Source organism: Runella sp. SP2, from assembly GCF_003711225.1.
Lineage (GTDB): Bacteria > Bacteroidota > Bacteroidia > Cytophagales > Spirosomataceae > Runella.
In genome coordinates, this window is sequence record NZ_CP031030.1 from 1,933,966 (window position 1) to 1,945,306 (window position 11,341).

12 protein-coding genes are annotated in these 11,341 nt (G+C 38.4%); all 12 read left to right on the forward strand.

Annotation, left to right across the window (positions count from 1 at the left end; translation table 11 throughout):
* The first annotated feature begins 156 nt into the window (after nucleotides 1-156).
* The 12 genes from DTQ70_RS08175 to DTQ70_RS08235 all read left to right on the forward strand — a co-directional run bounded on the left by DTQ70_RS08175 (nucleotide 157) and on the right by DTQ70_RS08235 (nucleotide 11,332).
* Nucleotides 157-2,427, forward strand: coding sequence for an NADP-dependent malic enzyme (locus DTQ70_RS08175; protein WP_122930357.1), 2,271 nt, complete (start codon nucleotides 157-159; stop codon nucleotides 2,425-2,427).
* Between the two features lie 164 nt (nucleotides 2,428-2,591).
* The gene (locus tag DTQ70_RS08180; RefSeq protein WP_122930358.1) at nucleotides 2,592-3,290 is read left to right on the forward strand and encodes a hemerythrin domain-containing protein; all 699 of its coding nucleotides are present in this window, start codon (nucleotides 2,592-2,594) and stop codon (nucleotides 3,288-3,290) included.
* 78 nt (nucleotides 3,291-3,368) lie between these two features.
* On the forward strand, nucleotides 3,369-4,382 hold the full coding sequence (locus DTQ70_RS08185) for a polymorphic toxin-type HINT domain-containing protein (RefSeq protein WP_122930359.1): 1,014 nt from the start codon (nucleotides 3,369-3,371) through the stop codon (nucleotides 4,380-4,382).
* A 19-nt stretch (nucleotides 4,383-4,401) separates the two neighbouring features.
* On the forward strand, nucleotides 4,402-4,890 hold the full coding sequence (locus DTQ70_RS08190; RefSeq protein WP_122930360.1) for a hypothetical protein: 489 nt from the start codon (nucleotides 4,402-4,404) through the stop codon (nucleotides 4,888-4,890).
* A gap of 32 nt (nucleotides 4,891-4,922) precedes the next feature.
* On the forward strand, nucleotides 4,923-5,486 hold the full coding sequence (locus tag DTQ70_RS08195; protein WP_122930361.1) for a hypothetical protein: 564 nt from the start codon (nucleotides 4,923-4,925) through the stop codon (nucleotides 5,484-5,486).
* A gap of 24 nt (nucleotides 5,487-5,510) precedes the next feature.
* Nucleotides 5,511-5,993 carry a hypothetical protein gene (locus DTQ70_RS08200; RefSeq protein WP_122930362.1) on the forward strand — a complete coding sequence of 161 codons (483 nt, stop codon included), beginning with the start codon at nucleotides 5,511-5,513 and terminating at the stop codon, nucleotides 5,991-5,993.
* Between the two features lie 356 nt (nucleotides 5,994-6,349).
* On the forward strand, nucleotides 6,350-7,705 hold the full coding sequence (locus DTQ70_RS08210) for a hypothetical protein (RefSeq protein ID WP_122930364.1): 1,356 nt from the start codon (nucleotides 6,350-6,352) through the stop codon (nucleotides 7,703-7,705).
* A 2-nt stretch (nucleotides 7,706-7,707) separates the two neighbouring features.
* Nucleotides 7,708-8,403 (forward strand): hypothetical protein, encoded by a 696-nt coding sequence (locus DTQ70_RS08215; RefSeq protein WP_122930365.1) that lies wholly within the window; start codon nucleotides 7,708-7,710, stop codon nucleotides 8,401-8,403.
* Nucleotides 8,404-8,730: 327 nt separating this feature from the next.
* On the forward strand, nucleotides 8,731-9,648 hold the full coding sequence (locus DTQ70_RS30975; RefSeq protein WP_206019653.1) for a hypothetical protein: 918 nt from the start codon (nucleotides 8,731-8,733) through the stop codon (nucleotides 9,646-9,648).
* A 2-nt stretch (nucleotides 9,649-9,650) separates the two neighbouring features.
* Nucleotides 9,651-10,331: a hypothetical protein gene (locus tag DTQ70_RS08225; protein WP_122930366.1), complete on the forward strand. Its 681-nt coding sequence runs from the start codon at nucleotides 9,651-9,653 to the stop codon at nucleotides 10,329-10,331.
* Between the two features lie 90 nt (nucleotides 10,332-10,421).
* Nucleotides 10,422-10,601: a hypothetical protein gene (locus DTQ70_RS08230; protein WP_122930367.1), complete on the forward strand. Its 180-nt coding sequence runs from the start codon at nucleotides 10,422-10,424 to the stop codon at nucleotides 10,599-10,601.
* An 11-nt stretch (nucleotides 10,602-10,612) separates the two neighbouring features.
* Nucleotides 10,613-11,332: a hypothetical protein gene (locus DTQ70_RS08235; protein ID WP_122930368.1), complete on the forward strand. Its 720-nt coding sequence runs from the start codon at nucleotides 10,613-10,615 to the stop codon at nucleotides 11,330-11,332.
* Nucleotides 11,333-11,341: the final 9 nt, after the last annotated feature.

An 11,341-nucleotide genomic window follows, 5' to 3' on the forward strand; every position in this document is an offset into this window, starting at 1 on the left:
CCCATTTAGAGGAGAATAGACGGCTTTCTGTTTGTATGCCTTTCTGCCGTTTAGAAACTTATCGGGTAGGTTTATGACAAAAACTCAATTAATTAGTACGACAAATGATTTTCGTTCGTACCTTGCAACCCCAAAATCAACCTCCAATTAACCGTTATGCCTCCAAAAATTCGCAAAGAGGACGCGCTTTACTACCACTCGAAGGGCCGCCCTGGCAAAATTCAAGTTGTGCCAACCAAAGAGACCAACAACCAACTCGACTTGTCTTTGGCATATTCTCCTGGCGTTGCCGAACCCTGTATGGAGATTCACCGCAATGTCGAGGATGTCTATAAGTACACCGCCAAAGGTAACTTGGTAGCTGTTATTAGTAACGGAACCGCCGTGTTAGGCTTGGGTAATATTGGCCCAGAAGCTGGCAAACCCGTGATGGAAGGGAAGGGCCTTCTGTTTAAAATATATGCCGATATCGACGTGTTTGACATCGAACTTAACACCGAAAACGTGGACGAGTTTGTGCGGACTGTCAAAATTATGGAGCCAACCTTCGGGGGAGTAAACCTTGAAGACATTAAGGCACCAGAGTGTTTTGAGATTGAACGACGCCTCAAAGCCGAACTGAACATTCCTGTCATGCACGACGACCAGCACGGTACGGCCATCATTAGTGCGGCTGCTTTGCTGAATGGCCTTGAAATTGTGGGCAAAAAAGTCGAAGATATTCGCATCGTTGTTTCGGGGGCGGGCGCTTCTGCTAGTTCGTGTACCAAACTGTACATGGCATTGGGCATTCGCCGCGAGAATGTCGATATGTTTGATAGCAAAGGGCATATCAACACCGCCCGTACGGATCTTGATGATCTTAAAAAAGAATTTGCTTCAGAGCGCCGTTTTGCTTCCTTGGCAGAGGCAATGGTAGGAGCCGATTTGTTTTTAGGTTTGTCAAAAGCCAATGTTGTGTCGCAAGACATGGTACGCTCAATGGCCAAAGACCCCATGGTATTTGCGATGGCCAACCCTGATCCTGAAATTCCGTATCCCGACGCGGTAGAAGCCCGCGAGGACGTGATTATGGCTACAGGTCGTTCGGATTATCCCAACCAAGTGAATAACGTACTTGGATTTCCGTACATTTTCCGTGGAGCATTGGACGTGCGTGCCAGTGAAATTAATGAAGAAATGAAATTGGCAGCAGTGCGCGCATTGGCTGAATTGACCAAAAAGCCCGTACCAGATATTGTCAATTTAGCTTATAATACAACCAACTTGACATTTGGGCGGGAGTACATCATTCCCAAACCTGTTGACCCGCGCTTGCTTACCACCGTAGCACCTGCCGTTGCCAAAGCAGCGATGGACAGCGGGGTTGCCAAAAGCCCTATTGCCGATTGGGATGCGTACATTCAGCAGTTGGAAAAGCGCCTAGGCCAAGACAATCAGATTTCAAGAGTGATTATCAGCAAAGCCCGTAAAGCACCAAAACGCGTTGTGTTTGCGGACGCTGAAAATGTGCAAGTACTCAAAGCTGCCCAACAAGTACGCGACGAAGGAATTGCATTCCCTATATTGCTTGGGAAAGAGGAGCGTATTCGCGCTATCATTGAAGCGAATAAACTTGACATGGCCGATGTGCCTGTGATTGACCCATACAGCTCCGAACAAGCGGAAAACATTGATCGCTATGCTGAAGCGTATTTCAAAAAACGCCAACGCAAAGGGGTCAACCTCATTGAAGCGCGGAAAATGATGTACTATCGTAGTTCGTTTGGGGCAATGATGGTGGAAATGGGCGAAGCCGATGCCCTGATTTCTGGTTTGACTCGCAACTATCCTGACACGATTCGCCCTTCGCTCCAAATCATCGGAAAAGAACCTGGCGTGACAAAAGTGGCAGGGATGTACATCCTTCTGACGCGCCGTGGGCCGTTGTTCTTGGCTGATACGACAGTCAACTTTAATCCGACGGTAGATGAGGTAGTCGAAATTACGGAACTTACGGCACGGGCAGTAGAGCGTTTTAATATCAAACCACGCATTGCGTTGCTCACGTATTCTAACTTTGGAAGTGCCAAAGGAGAAGATGCTGAAAAAATGAGCGCAGCCGTGGCAAAACTCCACGCGAAGCATCCAGACATGATTGTGGACGGTGAAATGCAAGCGCACTTACCTTTTGATACGGAACTGTTGCGTACCAACCACCCTTTCTCAAAATTGGTGGACGACGGTGCAAATACCCTTATCTTCCCTAATCTTTCGGCGAGTAACATCGCTTATAACTTGTTGAAAGAAGTAGGAGAGTACGAAGCCATCGGGCCGTTGTTGTTGGGTATGGGCAAGCCAGTGTACGTGTTACAGTTGGGTAGTTCGGTACGTGAAATTGTCAACATGGTGGCCATCGCAGTAGTGGAGGCGCAGATGAAGCAATAAGTTTGTAGGTTTCCTGTGTGAGGTTTCGGGTTTCCTGTTTGGAGTTAAAGTGGCGGCGGTTACTAATAACCGCCGCCAAGGTTTCTCAAAACCTTTTCCTGATTTTTATCATAGTTTGAATACGCAGCGATAGCTAGATTTGGCTTCAACCCAAATGAAATAGTATGGCTGCACTACATGATTTTATTGATACCGACAAAACTTACCAATTGGTCGTTGAAAGGTTCGGTGATTCTTCACTGCAAGACAAAGAGCAGAAAGCAGGAAGCAAAGTAATCGACATGAACCCTGAGCTTATTGAGCTCATTTTAGATTTATACAATAACGAAGAAGACTTCCCTTTTGAAAAAATGCAGAAGTTCTCGATTGGAGAAATTCTTGCCTATTTACAAGCTACTCACCGTTATTATCTTACCAAAAAACTTCCCGAAATTGAGCAGTCGTTAGTCCATATTTTTAGCAAATATGGACAAAGCCATCAGCTATTGGCGAGTTTGGCGTATTTCTTCAATGACTACAAGACCCATTTGATTGAGCATATTCGGATGGAGGAGAAAGAGCTGTTTCCTTATATTCAAAAACTCATTGAGGTTTCAAAACAGCCCGTCGAACTTCGGACTTCAGCCGAAAAAACGAACTTTAGTATCCAACAATTTATTGATTCCCACTCGCCTATCGAAGATGAGTTGCAAGAAGTAAGTCAGTTGATTCGGCGTTATTCGGGCGAAGAATCCGTGCCTTTGCCGTATAAAATTTTCTTGAACCAAGTGGAGCTGTTTGAATTGGAATTACGTAAACACGCCATCATCGAAGACCACGTTTTGGTGCCAATGGCGCTGGAACTGGAGCAGCAATTGAATTGAGCCAACTTTTCGGAATACTTCCTCTTCCTTTTTTTAGTTTTATCTAAATGCAAACGCCAATGGTGTATCATACACTCATTGGCGTTTGACTATGTGGTGGCTCCCTTGACTACTGCTATTGCAAAACACGGGGCGGTATTGGTTCGTAAAGCCTTTGAGGATAAACTCAAAGTACCTAAGCCCGTTTGCGATGTTATTTTTACGGGTAACCTATGTTTTGTAGCAGTCACGCCTATTCGTATGGCCGACGGTAGCTATCGGCCTATTGAGTCAATAAAAGCAGGCGACCTCGTATGGAGTCGTGATGAATTTACGAAGCAGGAAACGGCTCAACATGTTCAGAAGCCTTTTAGCAATACGGCTCATCGTTTGGTGAAAGTAATCGCAGGAATAGATACCATTTTGACGACCCCTGAGCACCCGTTTTATGTGGAGAACAAGGGAATGACTCAAGCGCAATTTCTCCACAAAGGCGATTTGTTTAGTACCGCGTCTCCTACTGAAGCTTCCTTGGCATTATTGCCGCACTTAGCCCGTAGCGGTATAGCGGTAGATAGTATCCATTTGCTCGACAGTACCGTTGCGGTTTATAATTTTGAAGTTTCAAATTTCCATACCTATTTTGTAGGGAGTCAGAGTATTTGGGTTCATAATGCCAATTGTGGGCCGAAGCCGAAACTGCTCCATGAATTTGAAGTGGACTCTTTTACTGATTTACAATTTAATTTAGGGTCGAAATTTGACAATCTAACTCCACATCACATTCCATCAGACAAATTTATGACTATTTTAAAGGGGAAATTTCCGACAGATTTAGCACATTACAGTCATGGCAATGGACTTTGCATTTTTCTTGAAGAAACTCTAAAAACATCAGGAACACGCCATGGTAGAACATACACAAAAGGTCATACAGTGGCTAACGACCCAAAAGGATATTACAAAATGACACCGCTGCAAGCATTAGAATTTGATTTAGAAGATGTAAGACAAATTTTGAAAGATGATAAACTTTATGATGCCTCCGTAGAAGCTCAACTTCAAAAAATCAAATCAATGAATTTAAAATTATATCCCAATATATTCAAATAAACCATTTAACTACAATCTCATGAAAAATTTAGAACAACTTCAAAAACGGCTCTTACAAATTAGATATGTCCGAGATGAAGAACGAGAAGAATACAGATCACTAATGGAAGAAATTTACAATTTAGGAAAAACAGAGGACGTGTTTCGAGTTCTTTGTTCTGGAGTTGTTGATGAAAGTGTAGATGCAAACAATGATGTTATATATGATGCCTGGAGAGAATATATTGAACATTTTTATCCATTATATGAAGAAGAAAAATACATCAATCAATTACTTAATAATGCTAATATTTTTATACCCCACGCAACCATGATTTTTTCTTATTTAATTTTTCGTTTACTAAATGATGAAAATATTCAAAAAAAAATAATGAATGCGCTAGCAAATATTTCATCGGCTAACAATCCTAATTATTTTATCATAAAAGACATTTTTTTAAATAATTTAAAAAGAGACAAGCCGCATCCATTATCTAAAAATATTTTAGATTCTTTTAAAGAAGAGTAACATAACGTTATTATCATGTAGATAGTATCCATTTGCTCGACAGTACCGTTGCAGTTTATAATTTTGAAGTTTCAAATTTCCATACCTATTTTGTAGGGAGTCAGAGTATTTGGGTTTATAATGCCAATTGTGGGGCAACACTCATTAAAAAAACAACAAATGGTGGTTTATTTGATGAACTTGAAATAACTATTTTCAAAACTGCAAGACTTGTAAGTAAAGATTTTATGACAGGGCATCATATACCATCACAAAAGTTCATGACAAGCCTGAAAAATAAGCCAGAATATATGATAGACCCCAATTTTAAAAAAATGGTAGATGATTATGATCCAGATCAGGCATTTGTAATCATGATGGAAGAAACTGTACAAGGACAAAATAAATCTCGGCATGGGAAAACACTTACTTATGGAGGAAATAGTAGAAACCCAGGTTATTTATCCATGTCACCTAAACAAGCCCTAAATTTAGACATTGATAATCTTCGTGATATCTATAGACAGGAAGGTTTATATACAGAAGAAGTAGCGAAGAAAATAGACTTGTTTAAAAGTAAAGTCTTACAACAGTACCCTCATATTTTCAGGTATTAATCAATTTTTTTAAATAATTCCCCAATGAAACTAACTAATTTTACTTCTCTAAAAGAGCAGCTAATAAATTCGAGAAAACTATCAAAAGATAGTGATTTTGAAATTTATGAGGAGATATTCAATTTTGAACTAGACTATAAAACAATAGACCTTGTTGAAGTACTATTTTATGGATTTGATGACCAGAGTGAAGATATTGAAATGCAAAACTCTTTACTTAATTATATAATGAAAATATTCAATAACTATCCAATTGAGGAGCAACTCGAAGTGCTTATAGTAAATAAGAACTCTTTCCTCCCCCATGCTGAAAATTGGTTTTTGTCATTTCTTTGTAGATATATGATAGAAAAAAGTAATTCGCAAAAAATATTAAAAATATTTAAAAAATATTCAGTAACTAATGATACTATATATTTATTGAATAAATTAATAATTTTCACCAACGATTTACCATTTGAGGAAATAAAAAACAATATTAAATTTTTATTAAAAGAAATAAGTTAGGTTAAATATCATATATAATTGTTTTCAAAAAGAAAAATAACTGTATTATGATATTTAAAACAGTTATTATAAAAACCTCCCCCGTTGTGGAAAGAGTTCTTTGGACACTGCGTACTAAAAATAGGTGGCCCGCGGCGGCGTACCGTGTTTGCAACTACCTCGACCAAAGTAAAAGAAGCTATAAAGTAACCGTAATAAAACCCTCGCTCATTGACATTTTGAGAAACACGAAAGTGTGAATCGGTTTAGTGGCTTTGCTTATGTGAGAGGCTACTTCTGTAAAATAGTAGCCTCTCAACAGGCAAAGGCTACGTAAAAGTACTGCTCTTAATCCTTCGCCCAAGTGCATCGAAATCATGACCAAAACCTTTGAAACTTTTGACATGATTCGAGAATTGGTCAACAACAAAACCGTTAGAGACCAAGCATGGGTTCAAATCAAAAAACAGGCAGGAGAATACATTGATGAAACCGTCTGTTTACAGAACTCCTGCCGCTACGAACAGGGCAAAATAGCCTTTGAAGTAGCCAGTATGTTTGTTGGTATTGGGGAGTTGAAGGCAGGACTACAAGCGGCCAAATTCACCAAACTATTAAAGGCCGTTGACAATATCAGTGACCAAATCAAGGTCATTCACCGTGCCATTCACGGCCTTGGAGGCAAGTTTGTAAAAACTACGACAAAAGGAGTAGTGGATGTGGTGATGAAATCGGGGCAAAAAGTTTTCAAGTGTACCAATGGAGTATTAAGTGAAATACGTTGGAAAACAGGCGGTGGCTGGATAGAATCCAAAGTACTCTATGGCGTTGATTATATTAACTCAACTGGCGATAAGGTAAAAAATGGTGTCCTAAAACTTTACAAACGTACCAACTGCCGCCTCTCTGCTGATGCCGCCGATGATGCCTGTGATTGGGCCGTGGAAGGGATAAATGGCAAAGCACGCCTTCTAACCAAATTAGCTAATTTCCCTAACTTGAAAGTTTGGGTCAACTCGTTGGATGAAGCCTTAGATGCCAAATTGTTGGCTAAAATAGAAGATTTAGATAATGACTACTTAGTCAAATTAGAAAGTGATATTGTAAATCCACGATATGGCTCTACTATCAAAGAGTTGGTAGAAGAAAATGCCGATGATTTGACAGAAATCTGGAAACGTCTTAAAGACGATGTTGGCTATTGCTGGGAGATGCGAAATGAAGGCGGTAGCCGCTGGCAAAAATGGGCACAAAGAGCTGCCTTCAAAGATGCAACTCAAAAAGGTAAAGCTTTTGAAAACCTTGTTCTAAATTCTATCAAGGCTCGAAGCGGTGCATGGTACAATAAACTCAAACAAGAAGTGGCTACCTTTGGTGTCAATAATCTGGACGAATACGAATTTTTTGACCAGGTACAGTTTGGATTCCCCCAGCGCAAATTACCCGATGGATCTTTGGTTGATTATTTTATCGCTGACCAAGTTTTTGTTAAATTCAAAACAGTCAATAATGTAAAAACTATTGATGATATGGTAATTCTTGAAACCAAATTATCTAAGTCAACGAGCCTTACACCCAATCAAAGCGTTGCTAAGGGGTTGAATAAATATTCGATACGAGGGTCAAAATTAGGCGTTTCAGGGACGGCAGCTTTTAAAGACGGCACAATCAAATGGATAAAAGCATATGATGCAGGCGTAGGAAACGTAATTACAGACATAACCAAATTTTAGGCATGGAACTTTTAAAAAAGAAATTAGAAGAACAATTTGGACAACAATTTATTGTTGATTTCTCAAAAAAAGGAGTAACACTCATAGCCAAAGATAAAAGCCACGCTTTTTGTATGGGCTTTACTTATTATCTGACTGATTTTAGATTTCGAGAAAAACTCATTGTTCTCAAACGGTTTGAAGAAGTAGAGAAATTATTACAACCTATTCTGAAAAAATATAAGATAGGACAAGGTGATTTTGTATTGGCAGTTTATGACTGTGGTTTTTTTTCAACTATCAAAGAATTAATACCATTCAAAAATATTCCTACTATCAATCACCCCCTTATCAGCGATAGCCAAGACATTAGCTTAGAAGACGAAGTACAAATAGAAAATGCGTTGTTCGAAATCAAAAAAGCCATTGAATATGCTAAGGTACATTTTGTGGATAAATACCAGACAATCAATGATGTCTTTGAAGCTACAAAAAAAATGAATGAGGATCAAATAGCTGATTTTTTCCCTCCACCTGGGTCGCTTAGAAAAATAATGGTTAGCTATTACAGTAATCAAAATTTCCAATTAGATACTGAGATGATGTGCCAAATTCAGATTGATAAGAGCGTTGAAATTGAGTATCCTGATATTTTTAAGAATTATGCAGAAGCAACAGAGGCATTATACGAAAAGTTAAAATCTTTGGGTAAAAGCTAAAATCAGCCCCCGTTGTGCATAGTATTCTCTGAACACTGCGCACTAAAAATAGGTGGCCCGCGGCGGCGTACCGTGTTTGCAACTACCTTGACCAAAGTAAAAGAAGCTATAAAGTAACCGTAATAAAACCCTCGTTCATTGACATTTTGAGAAACACGAAAGTGTGAATCGGTTTAGGGGCTTTGCTTGAGTGAGAGGCTACTCCAGTAAAATAGTAGCCTCTCAACAGGCAAAAGCTACGTAAAAGTACTGCTCCCCGATGTTTCGGCTTATAACCGTGGTGTACTTGCTGCCTTTATTGCTACCATTGTTATTCCATCAAAATGGGTGAAATTATCTACCTTAAAAGGCCAGCAAAAGGTATTTGGCGCCCTAAAGCTTACCATCAAAAACCCAGAGGAAGCCATTGCTCTATTTAAACAAAGCAAATGGAAAGATGGATTAAAAACCCTCTTTGGAAAAGCAGGTTATGTAGCTTCTAAATTTCCAAAAGTAAGTGCTTGGCTGGAAGGTGTAACTAATGCTTCTAAAAAAGCTGAACTACAAAACATTATCCAAACTTGGGACGATGAACTGCTGGGACGTTTGGATAATGATTTAGGTAATGTAAAATACGCTACTTCAATTAAGGATTTGGCTTTTGAAAACCCAAGTGATTTAAAAAATGTTTGGCAAAAACTCAAAGAAGATCCGTATCATTATCGCCAATTATTGGAAGAAGGTTCTCTTACAGACTCACGTTGGCTACGCTGGTCTCAGCGAGAGTTTTTTAAAGAAGTAACTCGGGCAGGCAAAACTTTTGAAGCTCAGGTTTCTGGGATGTTAGCAAATATAGAGCCTCCATTTGGCTCCCTGATAACCAATGGTTTTAGACATTTGAAGCAAATTTACCTCAAATCTGCCAACGGTAAATTTGTCATTGCTGATGATTTATTGGTAAAAAAATTCACAGATGAGTTTGGGGAAGATTATTATCGTGCAGTAATCAATGATTCAAAACTTACTTCTAAATCTCCATGGACAGATAACCAAGCTACTGAATTGATTGATATATTTAAGCGAAAAACACCAACCCCTCCCACTTATATTGAGTTTGAAGTAAGAACAAGTGCCCCCGAGCTCCTAAAACAGGGAGTTCCGCTAGGACTAACAACCGGAACAACAGTACGCATCTACAGATCGGATGTTTATAAAACTATTAGTAATGGTGGCGGCGGATTTGGTCAAACAATAAAAATGTTTTAAAAATGGTAAAAATTGATGAACTAAGGGAATATCTGCTGGAAGACGTAAGGGCAGATGCCGTATCAATTGGATACAAGGTAGAGAATTTTCGACGAGGCTCTCAATTAATTAATCGAAGCTCCAATTTTTGGAGTAGTACCGGGTGGGCCATTCTTGACTATGGGGAAACAAAGATATTTCTTGGTTTTTCTGCTTTGATAGCTTATCCAGAAGTAGAACAAATCGTACACCCTATTTTGAAACGTAATGGTTTAATGGGGGGAGTATTAAAAGAAATGACAAGCACATTTAATCCTGAAAATGCTCCAGAAATTTCGTATAATCTTGAATTTGAACATTTGAACCAGTTACCCAATTTGAACAAGGTCTATAAAGAATTTTTCCTTAATGAATGCTTACCATTCTTTGAGAAGTGGAAGAATTTAAACACACTCAATGAGTTTGTGAATGACATTCCTCAAATGGAAATTTCTGATTACATCCCAAAAGGTATATACAAAAAAGCAGTTATTTGGAAACTTTGTAATAATCCTAGATACGATGAATATATCAGCTGGCTTTATAATGGTTTTGAGAATAGACTTAAAAAAACACCCAATGATGTTGATTATCAAAGATCATTTAATGCCATTAAAGAATTAAAAGAGCTTTTGGATAGAACTCCTACAAAGTATAATTTGTAACCTGTTCCTGTTATATGGAGTGCAATCTCAATACTAAATTGAAAGAAAAGGTTTCTTTTTACCGATGGGCAAGAGTCCACTATCACAACTATGCAAGATGTTAATGCAGCAGGCACTAAAGCACAGTTTAAGTTAGCAGAAAGATTTGATTTTGAAGGGCAACCATATACTAAAGGAGCACCTATTACGCTCAAAGAAATGAGCAGTGTTCATACTAAACTCGAAAACAACTCAATAAAACTTTCAAGAGCCCTTGAAGCAGAAAATTAACAAATCATTCAATGAAAACACTCAAACAAATAGAGTTCGAAGTTGATAAACTTGTGCATAGTTACTTATCGAAACAAGGTTTTATTTTACAAAAACCTTGTATTTATATAAGAACTCAATCATTTGGTTTTGACGAATTAGATTTTTCTTCTTTAATCCAAAATGGGGTAAATACAGTCGGGATTACCTATTTCTGCCTGAGAAGATATGATTTAATTGAACAGATTTTGGATAATACTCAATCTTATATTAAAAGGAGAAATAATCCAACTTTTGCCACACATGGAATGTGTTTTGACAAAAAATATGACAAATACCCTAACGATGCGATTATGCAAGGCGGGTTTGAATTGATACGAGAAGGGTATGAAACAAATGACATTCATACTTTTTTTGAAGATTTCAAATGGCAATATGAAAATTTGTTAGAACCTGTTTTAGAAAAATCAAGAGATGTAAGATGGTTAGACCAAAAAATTAATTTAGAACCATTAAAATTTAAAGATTTTGGAGAGATTATGCTCATTGGAAATAGCATAGAATTTCATAAACTCATCATTGCAAAGTTGGCAGGTAATCCCAATTATGAGCAAATCTATCAACTCATACGCGGCACACTGGTGGAGTGGGCAAACGAAGAAGAAGAAGGAAAACGTATGCTGCACGTTTTTGATAAAGTCTATGAGGATTTAAAAGAGGTCAAGCCTTTGGAGAATCCTATTTTATCGTAAAAAATAAAA

Bases quoted from the DNA above. Each gene is read 5' to 3' on its own strand.
- DTQ70_RS08175 (WP_122930357.1), top strand. From the start codon at position 157: ATGCCTCCAAAAATTCGCAAAGAGGACGCGCTTTACTACCACTCGAAG.
- DTQ70_RS08180 (WP_122930358.1), top strand. From the start codon at position 2,592: ATGGCTGCACTACATGATTTTATTGATACCGACAAAACTTACCAATTG.
- DTQ70_RS08190 (WP_122930360.1), top strand. From the start codon at position 4,402: ATGAAAAATTTAGAACAACTTCAAAAACGGCTCTTACAAATTAGATAT.
- DTQ70_RS08200 (WP_122930362.1), top strand. From the start codon at position 5,511: ATGAAACTAACTAATTTTACTTCTCTAAAAGAGCAGCTAATAAATTCG.
- DTQ70_RS08210 (WP_122930364.1), top strand. From the start codon at position 6,350: ATGACCAAAACCTTTGAAACTTTTGACATGATTCGAGAATTGGTCAAC.
- DTQ70_RS08215 (WP_122930365.1), top strand. From the start codon at position 7,708: ATGGAACTTTTAAAAAAGAAATTAGAAGAACAATTTGGACAACAATTT.
- DTQ70_RS08225 (WP_122930366.1), top strand. From the start codon at position 9,651: ATGGTAAAAATTGATGAACTAAGGGAATATCTGCTGGAAGACGTAAGG.
- DTQ70_RS08230 (WP_122930367.1), top strand. From the start codon at position 10,422: ATGCAAGATGTTAATGCAGCAGGCACTAAAGCACAGTTTAAGTTAGCA.
- DTQ70_RS08235 (WP_122930368.1), top strand. From the start codon at position 10,613: ATGAAAACACTCAAACAAATAGAGTTCGAAGTTGATAAACTTGTGCAT.